At 64.4% G+C, this 15821-nt stretch carries 17 protein-coding genes; 6 read left to right on the top strand and 11 right to left on the bottom strand.

The features are described from left to right. Positions 1–46: 46 nt before the first annotated feature. Positions 47–763 (top strand): enoyl-CoA hydratase/isomerase family protein, encoded by a 717-nt coding sequence (locus CSQ99_RS09290; RefSeq protein WP_099038823.1) that lies wholly within the window; start codon positions 47–49, stop codon positions 761–763. A gap of 5 nt (positions 764–768) precedes the next feature. Here CSQ99_RS09290 and CSQ99_RS09285 read toward each other — a convergent pair whose 3' ends face one another. Then, entirely contained in the window at positions 769–1299 is a 531-nt protein-coding gene (locus tag CSQ99_RS09285) for a VOC family protein (RefSeq protein ID WP_099038774.1), read from the bottom strand. Then, the gene (locus tag CSQ99_RS09280; protein ID WP_099038773.1) at positions 1296–1709 is read right to left on the bottom strand and encodes a nuclear transport factor 2 family protein; all 414 of its coding nucleotides are present in this window, start codon (positions 1707–1709) and stop codon (positions 1296–1298) included. Before CSQ99_RS09280 ends, CSQ99_RS09285 begins: the two co-directional genes overlap by 4 nt. A gap of 160 nt (positions 1710–1869) precedes the next feature. On the opposite strand from CSQ99_RS09280, the gene CSQ99_RS09275 reads away from it, so the two are divergent. From CSQ99_RS09275 to CSQ99_RS09265, 3 genes are read left to right on the top strand one after another with little or no spacing between them, the layout of a single operon-like run. Next, positions 1870–2289: a Zn-ribbon domain-containing OB-fold protein gene (locus CSQ99_RS09275; RefSeq protein WP_176560941.1), complete on the top strand. Its 420-nt coding sequence runs from the start codon at positions 1870–1872 to the stop codon at positions 2287–2289. Positions 2290–2304: 15 nt separating this feature from the next. Next, the gene (locus CSQ99_RS09270) at positions 2305–3450 is read left to right on the top strand and encodes a thiolase family protein (RefSeq protein WP_099038771.1); all 1146 of its coding nucleotides are present in this window, start codon (positions 2305–2307) and stop codon (positions 3448–3450) included. Between the two features lie 54 nt (positions 3451–3504). Beyond that, on the top strand, positions 3505–3948 hold the full coding sequence (locus CSQ99_RS09265) for a hypothetical protein (RefSeq protein WP_099038770.1): 444 nt from the start codon (positions 3505–3507) through the stop codon (positions 3946–3948). A gap of 14 nt (positions 3949–3962) precedes the next feature. Here the strand turns inward: CSQ99_RS09265 and CSQ99_RS09260 are convergent, their stop codons facing one another. Then, positions 3963–4568, bottom strand: a complete 606-nt coding sequence (locus tag CSQ99_RS09260) for a TetR/AcrR family transcriptional regulator (RefSeq protein WP_099038769.1) — start codon at positions 4566–4568, stop codon at positions 3963–3965. 192 nt (positions 4569–4760) lie between these two features. On the opposite strand from CSQ99_RS09260, the gene CSQ99_RS09255 reads away from it, so the two are divergent. Further along, a complete protein-coding gene (locus CSQ99_RS09255; protein ID WP_099038768.1) occupies positions 4761–6041 on the top strand; it encodes a cytochrome P450 in 1281 nt (426 codons plus the stop codon). 3 nt (positions 6042–6044) lie between these two features. Here the strand turns inward: CSQ99_RS09255 and CSQ99_RS09250 are convergent, their stop codons facing one another. Beyond that, on the bottom strand, positions 6045–6443 hold the full coding sequence (locus CSQ99_RS09250) for a hypothetical protein (RefSeq protein WP_099038767.1): 399 nt from the start codon (positions 6441–6443) through the stop codon (positions 6045–6047). A 79-nt stretch (positions 6444–6522) separates the two neighbouring features. Between CSQ99_RS09250 and CSQ99_RS09245 the strand changes: the two genes are divergently transcribed. Then, positions 6523–7047 (top strand): Rv2253/PknI dimerization domain-containing protein, encoded by a 525-nt coding sequence (locus CSQ99_RS09245; protein ID WP_176560940.1) that lies wholly within the window; start codon positions 6523–6525, stop codon positions 7045–7047. 7 nt (positions 7048–7054) lie between these two features. Here the strand turns inward: CSQ99_RS09245 and CSQ99_RS09240 are convergent, their stop codons facing one another. From CSQ99_RS09240 to CSQ99_RS09210, 7 genes are read right to left on the bottom strand one after another with little or no spacing between them, the layout of a single operon-like run. Then, positions 7055–8749 (bottom strand): MCE family protein, encoded by a 1695-nt coding sequence (locus tag CSQ99_RS09240; RefSeq protein WP_099038766.1) that lies wholly within the window; start codon positions 8747–8749, stop codon positions 7055–7057. Beyond that, the gene (locus CSQ99_RS09235; protein ID WP_099038765.1) at positions 8749–10152 is read right to left on the bottom strand and encodes an MCE family protein; all 1404 of its coding nucleotides are present in this window, start codon (positions 10150–10152) and stop codon (positions 8749–8751) included. Before CSQ99_RS09235 ends, CSQ99_RS09240 begins: the two co-directional genes overlap by 1 nt. Then, positions 10149–11645, bottom strand: a complete 1497-nt coding sequence (locus CSQ99_RS09230) for an MCE family protein (protein WP_099038764.1) — start codon at positions 11643–11645, stop codon at positions 10149–10151. The genes CSQ99_RS09235 and CSQ99_RS09230 overlap by 4 nt, the downstream gene beginning before the upstream one ends. Then, positions 11629–12732, bottom strand: coding sequence for an MCE family protein (locus CSQ99_RS09225; protein WP_099038763.1), 1104 nt, complete (start codon positions 12730–12732; stop codon positions 11629–11631). Before CSQ99_RS09225 ends, CSQ99_RS09230 begins: the two co-directional genes overlap by 17 nt. Beyond that, positions 12729–13745: an MCE family protein gene (locus CSQ99_RS09220; RefSeq protein WP_099038762.1), complete on the bottom strand. Its 1017-nt coding sequence runs from the start codon at positions 13743–13745 to the stop codon at positions 12729–12731. The genes CSQ99_RS09225 and CSQ99_RS09220 overlap by 4 nt, the downstream gene beginning before the upstream one ends. A gap of 5 nt (positions 13746–13750) precedes the next feature. Next, a complete protein-coding gene (locus CSQ99_RS09215) occupies positions 13751–14947 on the bottom strand; it encodes an MCE family protein (RefSeq protein WP_099038761.1) in 1197 nt (398 codons plus the stop codon). 13 nt (positions 14948–14960) lie between these two features. Beyond that, positions 14961–15818 carry an MlaE family ABC transporter permease gene (locus CSQ99_RS09210; RefSeq protein ID WP_099038760.1) on the bottom strand — a complete coding sequence of 286 codons (858 nt, stop codon included), beginning with the start codon at positions 15816–15818 and terminating at the stop codon, positions 14961–14963. Between the last annotated feature and the right edge of the window lie 3 nt (positions 15819–15821).

Raw genomic sequence — 15821 nt, 5'->3', positions numbered from 1 at the left:
ATTCTCCGCCAGAGAGAATGCCAATACCGAAGACGGAGAACGCTTGATGATCGATCTCGAGTTGGACGACGGCCTTGCGGTCATCACGATCGACCGACCGCATGCCCGCAACGCCATCTCACTCGAGACGATGGACCAACTGGAGAAGGCGCTCGACGGTGCAGATGGCGCGCGTGCGCTCGTCATCACCGGCGCGGGTGATCGTGCGTTCGTCTCAGGAGGCGACCTCAAGGAACTCAGCGCACTACGCACCGAACGCGACGCGTCGGCGATGGCTTTCCGGATGCGGGCCATCTGCGACCGGATCGCCGGCTTTGCAGGACCGACGATCGCGGCGGTGAACGGGCACGCGTTGGGCGGGGGCGCCGAGTTCGCGGTCTCGGCCGATATCCGGGTCGCCGCCGATGACATCAAAATCGGCTTCAACCAAGTGTCGCTGGAGATCATGCCGGCGTGGGGTGGGGCTGAAAGGCTGGTGGCGCTGGTCGGCTACAGCAAGGCCCTGTTGTTGGCGGGCACCGGCACCATCATCGGCGCCGCGGAAGCCGAACGGATCGGACTGGTCGACCGCGTCATTCCGCGTGCGTCGTTCGATGGCGGCTGGCGCGACCTCGCCCGTGCGCTGGCCAGCCGTCCGGCCGGTGAGATCAAGCGCGTGATGAAGGGAGCGACGACCGACGAGGCCGTTGCCGCCTTTGCCCGCCTGTGGGTCTCCGACGAACACTGGGCCGCTGCCGACAAGGTGATGAAGCGCGGCAAGTAGGTCGCTCAGGCTCCGAGAGGGCGGATCGGATCGCTGCCGTCCCAGTCGACGGCTGCCTCGCGGACGAATTTGCCCATGCCGGAGGTGATTTCGTTGTCCTCCATGATCTCGATGACCTGCGAAACGTGGGTGGGCCCATTCGGCTGCTCGGCGTAGGCGAACCGCGTACCGACGTCCTCGTCACCGAGCCACACCACCGACCAGCCGGCATCCCGCACCGATGCCATCGTGGCGTCGAAATCGTCGGTCCAGTAAGCAAGTTGGTGATACCCGGGGCCACTGGCCGCCAGGAACTCGGTGTAAATGCTCGGGGTGTCACACTCCTGCTGGATCAGCTCGATCTGCATCTCCCCGCTGTTGGCCAACGCCATCGAGATCGTGACCTCGCACGGCTGGCCGCGGTAGGACGCGCGAATCGGGATTCCGCGCATGACGAAGAACGGGCCGACACCGAGGTCGATCCAGGGCCCGAGCACCGCATCCAGATCCTCGACGATGTAACCGATCTGACGGATGGGTCCAGGCAGGATGCTCACGAGCGACCGCCGGCCTGCACACGGGCGATGTTCGTTGCGCGGCGGGAGATTCGCCAGCCTTCGGACGTTCGAACGAGTTCATCGTCGTAATGCCCAAGCGCCTCAACCCAACTGCCGGGGTCATCGGGGACCGCTTGGAGAACGGCGTGAACGTAGGACCGTGCAGTGGCCCGATCCCCCTCGACGGTGATCGCGAAGTTCGTCAGCCGGTGGTACGTCGGCCCCATGGCGTCGTGCAATTGAGTCATGAGGTCGGTGATGGCGTCGACGCCCGAGTACCGCCCGACCTCGCCGTAGTCGCAGTCGACATCCTCGGTCCAGCAGGTACGCAGTAGCGCCCAGTCCTTGAAGTCGATTCCGGTGGCGTAGCGGATCAGAACGTCTGCGATCTGCGCTTTATCGGCGTCCACACGGGCAGGCTAACGCACGCCGAGGGTTTACAACGCCCGCAGTCTTCGTCAACTACCGCCACGATCGAGGCCGACATGCGCGGGCCGCGAGCAGGCCGCACCGCTGAAGCCCACATGGTTCTCTCTAGACGAGAACGTCATTTCCGATTATCGTCACCCCGTGTCCACACAGAAGGCGCTCGCCCCCGAGATCTCCACGTGGCCCGACGAGAACCCGCAGCTGATCGGCAGTCGCTGCGGTGCGTGCGGAGCGACCACATTCCCCGTCCAGCAGCGCTGCCCGAAGTGCAGCGGCGGCGACATGTCCGACGTGCGGCTTCCCCGCAGCGGCACGCTCGTCGCATGGACCACGCAGGGCTTCCCGCCCGGCGCCCCCTATAAGGGGCCCACGGGTAAGGACTTCGTGCCGTTCGGCGTCGGTCTGGTCCAGCTCGATGACGTGATTCGCGTCGAGGGTCGGCTCACCGAGAACGACCCCGAAAAGCTGCAATTCGGCATGCCGGTCGAGCTGACCATGGTGCCGTTCACCACCGACGACGAGGGCAACGAGATCGTCACCTTCGCCTTCCAGCCGGTCTAGAGAGGACTCTGGGGAATGACCAATGACGTTGCGATCATCGGGGTGGGACTCCACCCGTTCGGCCGGTTCGACAAGACAGCGATGGAGATGGGCGCCGAGGCGATTCAACTGGCGCTCACCGACGCCGGTGTCGACTGGAAGGACATCCAGTTCGGCTTCGGCGGCAGCTACGAGGTTTCCAACCCCGACGCGGTGACCCGTCTCGTCGGCCTCACCGGCATCACCTTCACCAACGTGTTCAACGCCTGCGCGACCGCGGCGTCGGCGATCCAACAGACAGCCGACACGATCCGGCTCGGCAAGTACGACATCGGAATAGCGATCGGTCTGGACAAGCACCCCCGCGGCGCCTTCACCGACGATCCCGCCAAACTCGCCCTGCCGCAGTGGTATGCCGAGAACGGCCAGTTCGTCACCACCAAGTTCTTCGGTATCAAAGCCAACCACTACATTCACAAGCACGGCATCTCGCAGGAGACGCTGGCCCGCGTGGCAAACAAGAACTTCCGCAATGGCGCGATGAACCCGAATGCGTTTCGCCGCAAAGAGATTTCGGTCGATGAGATCCTCAACTCGGCGGTGCTGAACTACCCGCTCACCCAGTACATGTTCTGCGCCCCCGACGAGGGTGCGGCCGCGGTGATCATGTGCCGCGGGGACATCGCCCACAAATTCACCGACAAACCGGTGTTCGTGCGTGCCAGCGAGATCCGTACGCGCACCTTCGGCGCCTACGAGGTACACGCCACGTCCGCCCCTCTCGACGAGGACCCCTCGCCGACGGTGTATGCGGCCAAGGCGGCCTACGAGGCGGCCGGCATCGGACCCGAGGACGTCGACATCGCCCAGCTGCAGGACACCGACGCGGGCGCCGAGGTGATCCACATGGCCGAGACGGGCCTGTGCGCCGACGGCGAACAGGAGAAGCTGCTGGCCGACGGCGCCACCGAGATCGGTGGCACCATCCCGGTCAACACCGACGGCGGGCTGATCGCCAACGGCGAGCCGATCGGCGCGTCGGGTCTGCGCCAGGTTCATGAGTTGGTGCGCCAGCTTCGTGGCGAGGCGGGCGAGCGCCAGGTCCCAGGCGAACCGAAGGTCGGGTTGGCGCAGGTCTACGGCGCGCCCGGCACCGCCTCAGCGACCATCCTTTCGGTCTGAGCAAGATCGCGCATTCGGCACACCATGCGGAAACATGGTTCTAAAATTCGGGGAATGAAGTTTCCGGCGGCAATCCGTGTTTCGAGGCCCAGAGCATTGCTCCGCCTCGCCTCGGCAACCGTTCTGGCCGCCTCGTCCGTCGCCGTCGCGAGCGTGCCGGCGCACGCACAGGGTCCGCTGCGCAACGTCAAATACACGGTGTTCACCGAGGGACCCGCGTACCTGGACATCTACTACCGCGACGTTGACCCGCCTAACTGGGCCGATTACAGCCACAACCCGTACGCGTACACGCCGAAGGTCGAGGCCGACGTCGGACCGAATCAGCAGTGGAATCTCGATGTGCAACTGGCGAATCCCGACGACTGGGCGATGGTCGTCGCAGCCGGCGAACCAGGCCTGTCCCCCAACGTCCACTGCGTCCTCGCGGTGGACGGGGTCGTCGTCGCGACCGATCAAGGTCCCAAGGGCGCGCTCTGCTCGATTCGCAACTGGTGACAGCTGATTCACGATCAGGCGTCCGGAAGTGGCTCACCCTCCAGGCGGCGAATCCACTGCTCGCAATACGCGAACGTCTCGGCGTGACCAGTGGTCATGCCCAGCGCGCGTTCCATGACCAGGCCCTGCGACACGCTGGTCGCAAAGACCGTCCACACCACCGGCGGCACATCACTGGATGCGACACCATAGCGCGCGAGCGCGGCCCCGATCGCCGCGTTCTGTTCCTCCCGGAAGCGTTCCGCGTAATAGACGATCTCGGCTCGCAATGCCTTGCGGTGGTTGGCCAGCCCCATGAACTCCATCGTCAGCCGGGTGGCCTCGGGTTGGGTGCTGAACCTCCACAGCGACCACAGCGGCTGAGGCGAGGCCAGAGCCGTCTGGAGAACGCTCAGCCCGGCTTCGGCCATGCGGCGGAACACGGCGAGGAACAGATCCTCCATGGTCCGGAAGTAGTAGTGGACGAGCTGGGGCTTCAGCCCGGCCTTCTCGGCGACACGGCGCGATGTGACCGAGGCGTATCCCTCCTCGAGAAGCAGCTGCTCTGCGGCATCGAGCAGCACCCCGCGATTCTTCGCCTCCGGCGCCCCGATCCTTCGCAGCCCCGAGATCTCGGCCATGCCATCAATCCTCTTCCCGATGTCAGTTGCGACACGCCGATCGTAGTGGCGAAGGGCGCGACGATCTTGACCCTGACCTTAACGCCATGCTAAGCAGGTGCTCAGCATATTCGGCCAACCGGCTCGTCCGCGCGGCCGTTTCAGCCACAGCCGCTACGCGGTAAGCGCCGACTTCGAAGGGCTCACAAGACGATGACCACAGATTTCGACTCGGTCGACTACTTCACCGATCCGTCGTTGGTGCCCGACCCTCACCCGTATTACGACCATGTGCGCACGAAGGATCCGGTGTGCTGCCCGATCAACAACGGCGTGCTGGCGGTCACCGGCTGGGAGGCGGCGAACGCCGTCTACAAGGACACCGAGAACTACTCGTCGTGTGTCGCGGTGATGGGACCGTTCACGCCACTCCCCTTCACGCCGGAGGGCGACGACATCTGTGCACAGCTCGAAGAGCACCGCACCGAGATCATCATGCACGAGCACATGGTCACGATGGATCCCCCGCATCACACCGACGCACGATCCGTTCTTTCGCGACTGCTGACTCCCAAGCGCCTCAAGGAGAACGAGGATTTCATGTGGCGACTCGCCGATCGTCACATCGACGAGTTCATCGCCGCGGGTGAGTGCGAGTTTCTCAATGCGTACGCCAAGCCGTTCTCGCTGTTGGTCGTTGCCGACCTGCTCGGTGTGCCCGAGGAGGACCACGAGGACTTCCGGCAGGCATTCGGCGCCCAGGGCGAGGGAACCAACATCGGCAGCCTCGACCACGAGGTGATCGCCGTGAACCCGTTGGCGTGGGCCGACGAGAAGTTCTCCCAGTACATCGAGGAGCGCCGCGAGTCACCCCGTGACGACGTGCTCACATCGATTGCGACGGCGAAGTATCCCGACGGCTCGACTCCCGAGGTGGTCGACGTTGTCCGGACTGCGACGTTCCTGTTTGCCGCCGGCCAGGAGACGACCGCGAAGCTGCTCGGTGCGGCGATGCGGGTGCTCAGCGACCGGCCCGACATCCAGCAGCAGTTGCGCGACGACCGCACCCTCATCCCGATCTTCGTCGAGGAGTGCCTGCGCATGGACAGCCCGGTGAAGAGCGTCTTCCGGATGGCCCGTAAGACAACAACACTGGGCGACACCACGGTCCCTGCGGGAACCACGGTGATGGTCAGCCCCGGCGCCGCCAACCGCGATCCCCAGCGCTTCGATAGCCCCCACGAGTTCTCACTCGAGCGCAAGAACGTGCGCGAGCACATTGCATTCAGCCGGGGTATCCACTCCTGCCCGGGCGCCCCGCTGGCGCGGGTGGAGGGCCGGGTGTCGATTGAGCGACTCCTTGACCGGTTGGCCGACATCACCGTCAGCGAGGAGAAGCACGGCCCGATCGACGCTAGGCGATACGTCTACGAGCCGACGTTCATCCTGCGCGGGCTGACGGAGATCAACATCGAGTTCACGCCGGTCGGCTAGCGATCACGGGGCGGGGCGAAGCTGTTCTCCGCTTTCCCATCTCGGGAATCCGTCCTCGCGCGTGACGCAGCTGAGGAACATGCCGTCGGGGGCTTGGGCGACCTCGCCGTCGAAGCCGGCGCAATCGCTCATGTAGTCCTTGATTCCACGCATCTCCGGTGACCGGAACCAGCGCGGTTCATAACGCCTCGGCGTTCCGCAGAACACCAGCCGCCCCCACGACGTCACGCCGAATGAGTAGTACTTGGTGTTATTGCAGTACGAGCCAAGCACCACACCCGGCATGATGCCGGGTACACAGCTGGGCTCGTTGCACAGGGTCGGTCCTGCCGACGCCGGAGGCGACGCGATGATCGAACCTGCGGTCAGGACTGCAGCAAGCACTGCGACGGTGGATCGCACGGGACTATTCTCACATGCATGGGAATCAAATTCTCGCTTTTGAAGAGGATCGCTCCCGGCCAAGATAGGGTTTAGAGCCATGGGTGGACACAAGATCGCCGCGGGCGTGGTAGCCGCAATGAGCGTCGCCGCGACGCTGAGCGCCACCCCGGCGGCGCACGCATCGGATTTCGGCGTTGAACTGAACGGCACCTACCGGTACTACGCGAACGGCGATTTCGCCTTGGTCAACGAGGTCCGAAAAACCATGCCGACGATCGACGAGACGTGGACGCTGTCCTCCAGTTGCGTCAGCCCCATCGAATGCGAGGGCACGGCAACGAGTTCGGCCGGTTGGAGCGCTCGACTGTGGTACGGCTACCCGAACGCCTACTGGGTCGTCGATCGCAACATTCCCGAGTGGCAGTTCTGCCCCGGTGGGGCGATTGCCCCCGGCGAGCAGCGGTTTCAGTTCTGGGGATTCGACCCGGTGTCCACCGAGCGCAGGATGAACATCACGAATTTCCTGGTGGGCCGCCAGCGGACGAACAGTCCGAGCGGCTCATGCGGCACGAACCAGCCCCTCGTCGTCGAGACACCCATGAAGCTGGAGCAATTGTCCTAGCGCCGATTTAGATCGGCATCAGGTCTTTCCACGACTTTGGTGCATGTCCGGCAGCAATATTTGTCAGCGTCTGCACCTGCCCGTCGGGCGTCACGAACTGTCCGGTGTTCGGGTCGTACGGCACCGCAGCAACCGACGGGCCGTCGGATGCGTTGCCGTTGAACGCACTTGGCGCTGCGGGCACGCCACCGCCGTGCGGCACCTCGGTGGCCGGCGCTGGTGCGGCAGGCGCGATGGGTACGCCGTTCAATGAGTTCCCTGCGGGCGGCGCCGGTAGTGGCAGTGGGGCCGGTGGCGGCGGAGGCAGCGGAGGCGCCGCCGGAGCCGGTGTGATCGGGGTATACAGCGGATTGGGAATTCCTGGCGGTGTCCCCGACGGCGCGGCGCCCGGTGGTAGGGGTGTGCCCTCGATCGGTGCGTAAATTCGTTCCTGGAAGTCGACCCGGTCATCGACCGGGAATCCCTGCGCGACGATGTTCGGGTCGAAGGGGTACGGGCCGGTCGTATGCTGCCGCAGCGCCGTGGGTTTGAAGCCCTCGGAGTCGTTGCATAGTTCCACGGTCGGGGCACGTTTGCCCGGGTGGCCCATGCACGGGTAGTTACGGGCGCCGCGCACCCCGATCGGGGAATCCTGAGGCAGCTTGCAGTACAGGTCATCTGGCGTGTCGATGACGGTCGTGTCGGCGGGCGAACGCCACTGTGACGGCGGCAGGAAGCCGACCGTGCACGGCACCGGATCTGAAATGGTCAACGAGAAATCGCTGATCGCAAGTCCGGTGGGATTGTTCTTCCCAAGGCCGAAGCCCTGCTGGGCGGACAACGCATTGGGAAAGACGACCAGGAGCTGCTCCAGCGAGGGGTTGTACGTGACGAGGATCTGCCCCAGTGTCGTGAGATTCGCCAGGAGCAGCGGCAGTGTCGGCTTGACCTGATTCAGCAGCGTCGAGACCTCTTGTGCGAAGCCCGGGCCCTGCTGCAGGAGCGCGCGTATCTGAGGATCGTTCTGCGCGAGTTGCGCGGTGACCCCTTCCAGACTGCGCGCCCACGTCCGGATGGAGTCGGCTGTCTCAGCTTGCGAATCCAGCAGTGGCCCACTGTCATCGATCAACCCTCGCGTCTCGTCGGAGACGCTGTTGAGTTGTTCGGCCAGCGTCGCACCGGAGTCGATCAGGGAGCTGAAGTCGGGCCCCGCACCGTTGAACGCCTTGAAGGTTTCGTCGAGCAGATCGGAGATCCTGTCCCCGGGAATGCTGTCCACCAGTGTGCTCACCTGGTCCAGCATCGGGCCGACCTGCTGCGGGATCGTGGTGTTGGACACCGGTATCCGTGAACCATCCTCCAGATACGGTCCGGAGTCGGTGCGAGGGCGCAAGTCCACGTACTGCTCGCCGACCGCTGACACACTGAGCACGTTCGCCTCGAGATCTGCGGGGACCTTCGGCGACGTGTTGAGCGACAAGACCGCTTCGGCACCGGTCTCGGTGAGCGAAACCGATTTCACTTTGCCGATCTGCACGCCTCGGTACGTCACGTTCCCGAAGCGGTAGAGACCGCCTGCGGCAGGCAGCTCCAGCGTGACCGTCAGGCGCCCGACGTTGAGCAGAGTGGGCAACTGCATGTAGGCGAACAGCATCACCGTCACGCCGACGATCGAGGCGATGGTGAAGATGATCAACTGGTTGCGGACGAAGCGGGTCAGCATCAGCCACCACCTCCCGCCGGCGGTGCCGGCAATTCAGGCGGAGCCGGCGGTGCCGGCAATCCAGGCGGAGCCGGCGGTGCCGGCAATTCAGGCGGAGTCGGCGGTGCAGCCGGCGCGGGCGCCCCCTCGGCACCGAACGGACCGGCGAAGATCTGCGACTCATTCAGCTGTGGCTCGGGTCCGAACTGGGGTCTGGCAGGTGGTGGCGGAACCATCGGCAACACGGGGCCGAACATGGTGGTTACCGGCTGGCCCGGGGCCGCCTGCGGTGCGGGAGGAAGCTCAGTGGGTGGCGGCGCGACACCGACCATGATCGGGTCGTACGCGTAGTTCATGAAATAGGGATCGCCGGGTGCGGGAATGAGTTTGGCGTTCTCGTCGCCCCAGCGGGTGCCGAGCAGGATTCCACGCTTGAGACGCGGGTACGTGAGGTCGAACGTGGCGAGCAGGTTGATGTAGTCACCCTTGGCGATCTTGTCGGCGAAGGCCGGACCGTAGGGGAACGCCGTCGCGAAGATGAGCGCCTGGCTGATATCGGGACCGATCTCGGCGAGCGATTTCAGCGCCGGCTCGAGGCCCTGCAGGTTCTTCACCAGATCGTCGCCGCTGTCGTTGACCAGCTGGGTGGCGGTGTCGCTGAAGGTTCCGAGCTTCTCCAGCGCCGTGGTCAGATTCGGCCGTTCCTTGATCAGTACATCGATTGCGGGCGGAATCTCTTTGAGCGCCCGGTCGATCACTTCGCGTTGATTCGCGAAGGTTCCGGCCACGCGGTTCAACTGCTTGATGGATTCGATGATGTCGTCGCGCTGCGCATCCAGCGTGCCGACGAATTCGTCGAGCCGGGTGAGCAATTCACGGATCTCGGGCTCGCGTCCCGACACGGCGGCGCTGAAGTTGTGGATGATGTCGCCGATCTGGCCCAGCCCGCCCCCGTTGACGATGGTCGACAACGAGGCCAGCGTTTGCTCCGTGGTGGGGTAGGTCGACGACTGGTTCAACGAGAGGGTGGCACCCGGCTGCAGCTGTCCGCTCGGCTGTTCACCCAGCGGCGGATTCAGTGCGAGATGCATCGATCCCAGAAGGCTGGTCTGCCCCACGGACGCCACCGCGTTCGACGGCACGACGACATCGGGCTTGACGGATATCTCAACGTTCGCGTGCCAGGCGTCGACGGTCATCTTGCCGACACTGCCGACGATGACGTCGTTGATCATCACCGGCGAATTCGACTCCAGCGTCGCGACATTCGGGACCTGGACGGTGTAGGTCACCGCGTCGGGCCCGCGTCCGACAGCGCCAGGAAGAGGCAGTGAATTCACCCCTTGATAGGCGCAGCCCGTCATCGCCAGGGCCACGCAGCACCCCGAGACGACCAGTGCCTTCACGCTATTGCGACGGATCATGATGGCGGCGTCCCTTCCGCGGGCAACAACGGTCCTGGAGGTGGCGCGGAGGGCGCGGGCGTTGGCGGAAGCAGCATGTCCTGAACGGACGACACCGGGCCCGGCTGGATGTTGGGCGGTCCAGGGATCGGCGCGCCAGGGAACAGCGCGGGTGACGGCGTGGCAGGCACTTCGTCGTGTCCGTACAGGCCCGGCGGCATGGCAGGCAGTCCAACGCCCCCATACCCGGGCGGCGGCGCGACATCCCCGGCGCCGGTATAGGCCGAGACCGCGGGCGGCGGCTCGGGCGGATCACCCGGTCCCGCACCTCCCGGCGCGAGCTTGGGGTCCGTGTAGATCAGGCTCTCCGGCTTGGGGCTGGGCCTCAGGTAAGGGTTGATCGGCAGCGGCAGGTTGTTGAAGTTGAGCAGCTTCAACGCCGGACCGAGGTACTGCTCGCAGAGCTTCGCCGTCTCGGGCGCGGTGGTGTTGGCGACGGCGCCGATCATGCCGCAGACGAAATACACCGGGTTGGAGAAGTTGACGAACGAGAACGCCCCGGTCACGCCGCCCGCAGGCGGGTAGTAGATGTTCTGGTAGTTGGCGATCGCGTTGGGCGCCACGTGTAGGACGTTCTCGAGTGGCAACCGGCTGTCGACCAGGTTCTGGGTGACGGCGGCCAGGCTTCTGATCTGCTCCGATGTCTGCTCGCGGCTGCCCGCGACGAAGCGTTGCACCTCGCCGATCGCGACCGAAAGATCCGACAGCGCCGAGTCCAGATCGGACCTGCTGTTGTTCACCACGCTGGACAGACTCGCCAGCCGGTTCTGGAACATGACGATCTGCGCCTTGCTGTCGCGCAGGGCGCTGACGAAGGTCTGCAGGTTCTTGATGATGTCGACGATGTTGCCGCTGCCTTCGGCGAAGATCCGTGCAACACCGGACAATTCGGACAGCGTCGAGCGAAGTTTCTCACCGTTGCCGTCCATCGCATTGGCCGCGCTGTCGATGAACCTGCCGATGGACGTGTCCGTGACACCGCCTTCCGAGCCGGGCTTGGGCCCCAATTCGGTTGCCAGCCGCATCAACTGGGTCTTGACCTCATCCCATTCCACCGGTACCGCCGTGCGGTCGCTGGGAATTACCGCGTCGTCAGCCATCGTCGGCCCGTCGCCCTGCCGGTACGCCGGAGTGAGCTGGACATAGCGGGCCGCGATCAGGTTCTGCGCGACGATCACGGCCTTGGCGCCCGCGGGCACCGGTACGTCATGGTCGACCTTGAGAACCAGTTTCGTCTGGGTGCCCTCGGGTTGGATGCTTTCGATGGTGCCGACCTCGACGCCGGAGACCCGCACCTCATCACCGGGGTAGATGGCCGTCGCGGTGGGGAAATAGGCGGTGATGGTTTTGGGTCCGAAGAACACCTGGCGCACCAGGAAAACCGCGCCCGCCGCCAGTACGACGGCCAGCACCACCGCGACCCACGTCGCGAGACGCTTACGGGTTGCCATCATCGGGGAGGTCTCCTGGTTGTGGAATCCCGTTGACGGGGAAGGGAAGTTGGGCGCGTGGCCCGGCCGTGTCCGGTGGTTGCCCGATGTTGGTGCCGTTCCTGAACCCGAATGCGTAGTCCAGGAACGGCTGCAGGAGCTGCGCCGGCTGGATGTTGGGGACCAGCGCGTTGTAGTAGGCGCCGTTGGCCACGATCTCGCCCTGGGTCACCTCGTACTTGCGCAGGCCGGCCAACGCCTTGGTGACGTTGTCGCGGTTCTTCTCCAGCATCTGGTTGACCGCGTTCATCTTCTCCAGCGCGGGCGCGAGTTCCTGTTCGTTCTCGGCGACCAAGCCGGTCAGATTCCGCGAGAGGGCCGAGGTGTTCGCCAGTAGACCCACGATCGCCTGGCGCCGGTCGTCGAGCACACCGATGAGGTCGTTGGCGTTGAGTATCAACGCGTTGACCTGCTCGCTGCGCTCGGACAGTATCCCGGTCACATCGCCCGCGGTTTTCAGCAGTTCAGCGAGGCTGTCGTTGCGTCCGTTGAGCGATCTCGATACGCGCGAGAGGCCGTCGAACGTCGGCCCCAACTGCGGAGCGACCTGATCGAGCGTCTCGGCCAGTGTGTCCAACGACTGGTTGAGAGAGTCGGTTTCGGTGTCCGCGGTGTTCGCGGTCAGCTCACTGACCGCCTCGGTCAACGAATACGGTGACGACGTCCTGGTGGCCGGGATGACGTGGTTGGGCGGCAACGTGCCGCTGCCTTCGGACTCCAGCGCCAGCACCCGCTCCCCCAGCAGGGTGCCGGTGCGGATGTGCGCCGTGGTGTCCGAGCCGAGCGCGTATTTGCCGTCGATCGTGAATCCGACCAGCGCATCGCCATTCTCGAGTTTGATCGACGAGACCGAGCCGACCTTGATTCCGGAGACCGTCACATCGTTGCCGACGCTCAGGCCGCCGCTCTCGGTGAACAGCGCTTGGTAGCGCAGTGCGGTCGCCCAGGACACCAGACGCTCCGGCTGCAGCCCGATCGCGATCACGAGAATGATCAGCACAACGCCGATGAATCCGGCTCTGATAAGAGATGCTCCGCGGTACTTGTTCATTCGTCCCGGCACCTTCCCGTCTCTTGACGGATCCAGGGGAACTGAACGGTGCGACCCTCGAGATCGCTGGCACGGAAAGCGATTCCACAGATGTAGTAGGGGAAGAACGCGCCGTAGGAGCCCACCCGAGCCAGCTTGCGGTAGATATCGGGCAGTCGCTGAAGCGTGGCGTCGAAGGTGGCCTTATCCGCATCCAGATATGTTGCGAGGTCCTTCACCTGGTCGATGGTGCCGTCCAGCGGTGGTCGCGCCTGACCGAGTAGATCCGAAAGGGAGGCGGTGCCGTTGTCGAGCGCGGTGATGGCCTCACCGATCGGGTCACGATCCTCGGAGAGACCGCGTACGAGTTGCTCGAGCTTGTCGATTGCTCCGGTGAATTCGTCACCGTCGTCGGAGATCGTTTTCAACGTGGTTTTGAGCTCGTCGATGAGTTGCTCGATCACCTGATTGTTGTCCGCCAGCGCATTTGAGAACGACGATGTCCTGGAGAACAGCGATTCGATGGTGCCGCCCTGGCCCTGCAGTATCTGCAGCAGCGATGCCGAAAGTGCGTTGACATCCTGCGGATTGAGGCCACGGATAACCGGTTTCAGCCCGCCGAGGAGAAGGTCGAGGTCCAGCGCGGGCGCGGTGCGCTCGATGGGTATCCGCGCGCCCGCCGGCATGATCTTCGTCGATCCGGGTGCATCGACGAGTTCCAGATAGCGGTCGCCGACCAGGTTCAGATACTTGATCTGAGCCTGGGTACCGTCGGTCAGCTTGATGTCCCGCCCGGCGTCGAACTTCACTTCGACGTTGCGATCGGCGTTCAACGAGACCTCCTGCACGGTGCCCACCCGGATGCCGGCGACCCGCACCGTGTCCCCGGTTTCCAGCCGCGAGGCGTCGGTGAAGACCGCTGAGTAGTCGTTGGTAGAGCCGGTTCTCACTTCGGCGAAGGTGGCGAAGAGGAACGCCGTCAAAAGGACCATGACGACGGCGAAGATGCCGAACTTGATGAATGTTCCCCGCATTCGCCTCACCCCGGCATTCCGGTCATCGCGCTGTTCCGGGGCGGTCCCGGTATCGGCCCGAACAGCCATTGTTTGAGCCCGTCGGAATTGAGCAGCAGGCCCTGATTCCCGTACTTGAACGGGTTCGACCCGGTGTCAGCCACGAGGAACGGCGGCCGGAACTCCGGTGGGACGTCGGGCAGACCCAGTTCCGTGCAGAAGGACCGGCCTCCGGTGGAGGCCGCGACCTTCGGCAGGTCCTCGGGGTAGCGGTAGCGCTCGGTACCCAGCGTGAGGCTGGCGTTGAACAGGATGTGCGAATACTGATTGATTCCTCTGACGAACGGGACGAGACCGCCGATGGTGCAGCCCAGCGTCTCGTGATACAGACCTGCCAGGGTCGTCGTCGGCACGAGCACGCGCAGGGTGTCGGACAGAGCCTGCCGATTGCCGCCGATCACATCGTTGCCGACGTCAGCCAAACCGATTGCGCTGAGGAGAAATTCGTCGAGATTCTGTTGCTCTTCGACGATGGAATTGCTGAGCCGGATGGAATTGTCGATGGTGCCGATCAGATCGGGCGCCGCGTCGCCGTAGGCGGTGAATGTCGGCACTGCCGCTTCGATGTCGTGGGCGAGGTTCGGCAGGCTCGGATTGATCTTGGCCAGAAATGCGTTGAAGTCCGCGAGACTCTGGCCGATCTTCTCGCCGCGACCGTTGAAAGCCGTCGCCACCGCACCAAGGGTCTCGTTGAGTTTCGCCGGATCGATCTTGTCCAGCACGGTGACGAGCTGCTGGAAGACGGTGTTGATCTCGGTGGTGACGTGTTGGCCCTCGATCACCTGTCCTCCGCGCAGGTTCTGCGGCGAGGGGTCCGTCGGCGGGACGAGTTCGACGTACTTGGCACCGAACACCGTTGTCGAGGTGATGTCCACCCCGACGTTGGCGGGAATCAGGTGCAGTTGCGACGGGTTCATGTCCAGCTTCAGCACGGCCTGGCCGTCGGGCTTCGTCGCGATCGAGGCGACCCTGCCGACTTCCACACCCCGCATCTTCACCTTGGCGTCAGGGTTCATCACCAGACCGGCGCGATCCGAGACCACGGTCACCGGAACGGTTTCGGTGAAGCTGCCCCGGAACAGACCGATCGCCAGCGCGATGATCGCAACGATCGCGACGATGGCGGCCAGACCGGCGAGTGCGCGCGTCGTGGTTGAGTTCATGGCTGTCTGTCGCTTATCCGGAGAGGTTGAAGTTGCCGTTGGAACCGTAGACGGACAGTGACACGAGCAGGGTGACCGAGACGACGACGATCAGGCTGGTGCGCACCGCGTTGCCCACCGCGACACCGACGCCCGACGGTCCGCCGGTGGCGAAGTAGCCGAAGTAGGTATGGATCAACAGGATCGTGATCGCCATCAACACCGCTTGCAAGAACGACCACAACAAGTCGATCGGGTTGAGGAACGTGTCGAAGTAATGGTCATACAGGCCACCGGACTGACCGAACAAGACCACCGTCGTGAACTGCGACGCCACGAAACTCAAGATGACCGCGATCGAGTACAGCGGGGTGATCGCGATCATTCCCGCGATGATGCGCGTGCTCACCAGATACTCCACCGGCCGGATAGCCATCGCTTCCAGCGCGTCGATCTCCTCGTTGATGCGCATCGCCCCCAACTGAGCGGTCACGCCCGCACCGAAGGTGGCCGCCAGGCCGATGCCTGCCACCACCGGCGCGGCGATGCGCACGTTGATGAATGCGGCAAGGAATCCGGTCAGAGCCTCGATGCCGATGTTGCCCAGCGACGAGTAGCCCTGCACCGCCAGTGTGCCGCCGGCGGCCAGCGTCAGGAAGCCGACGATCACGACGGTGCCGCCGATCATCGCCAACGTCCCGGCACCCATGGAGATCTCGGCGATCAACCGGATGATCTCCTTGCGGTAGTGCACGAAGGCGTGCGGGATACCACCCAACGACTTCAGGTAGAAGATCATGTGGTCGCCGATACCGCTCAACCACGCCACCGGGCGCCGCACCCCGGCGGTGGCCCGCGGATACCTCGACTTCAGGATCGTCGTTGTCCCCATCCC

This window comes from Mycobacterium neglectum, assembly GCF_002591975.1.
In the GTDB taxonomy this organism is placed as follows: Bacteria; Actinomycetota; Actinomycetes; order Mycobacteriales; family Mycobacteriaceae; genus Mycobacterium; species Mycobacterium neglectum.
This window is presented reverse-complemented; position numbering and strand designations above follow the sequence as displayed.

Bases quoted from the DNA above. Each gene is read 5' to 3' on its own strand.
- CSQ99_RS09225 (WP_099038763.1), bottom strand. From the start codon at position 12,732: ATGAACAAGTACCGCGGAGCATCTCTTATCAGAGCCGGATTCATCGGC.
- CSQ99_RS09255 (WP_099038768.1), top strand. From the start codon at position 4,761: ATGACCACAGATTTCGACTCGGTCGACTACTTCACCGATCCGTCGTTG.
- CSQ99_RS09230 (WP_099038764.1), bottom strand. From the start codon at position 11,645: ATGATGGCAACCCGTAAGCGTCTCGCGACGTGGGTCGCGGTGGTGCTG.
- CSQ99_RS09215 (WP_099038761.1), bottom strand. From the start codon at position 14,947: ATGAACTCAACCACGACGCGCGCACTCGCCGGTCTGGCCGCCATCGTC.
- CSQ99_RS09265 (WP_099038770.1), top strand. From the start codon at position 3,505: ATGAAGTTTCCGGCGGCAATCCGTGTTTCGAGGCCCAGAGCATTGCTC.
- CSQ99_RS09260 (WP_099038769.1), bottom strand. From the start codon at position 4,568: ATGGCCGAGATCTCGGGGCTGCGAAGGATCGGGGCGCCGGAGGCGAAG.
- CSQ99_RS09210 (WP_099038760.1), bottom strand. From the start codon at position 15,818: ATGGGGACAACGACGATCCTGAAGTCGAGGTATCCGCGGGCCACCGCC.
- CSQ99_RS09270 (WP_099038771.1), top strand. From the start codon at position 2,305: ATGACCAATGACGTTGCGATCATCGGGGTGGGACTCCACCCGTTCGGC.
- CSQ99_RS09290 (WP_099038823.1), top strand. From the start codon at position 47: ATGATCGATCTCGAGTTGGACGACGGCCTTGCGGTCATCACGATCGAC.
- CSQ99_RS09235 (WP_099038765.1), bottom strand. From the start codon at position 10,152: ATGATCCGTCGCAATAGCGTGAAGGCACTGGTCGTCTCGGGGTGCTGC.
- CSQ99_RS09245 (WP_176560940.1), top strand. From the start codon at position 6,523: ATGGGTGGACACAAGATCGCCGCGGGCGTGGTAGCCGCAATGAGCGTC.
- CSQ99_RS09220 (WP_099038762.1), bottom strand. From the start codon at position 13,745: ATGCGGGGAACATTCATCAAGTTCGGCATCTTCGCCGTCGTCATGGTC.
- CSQ99_RS09240 (WP_099038766.1), bottom strand. From the start codon at position 8,749: ATGCTGACCCGCTTCGTCCGCAACCAGTTGATCATCTTCACCATCGCC.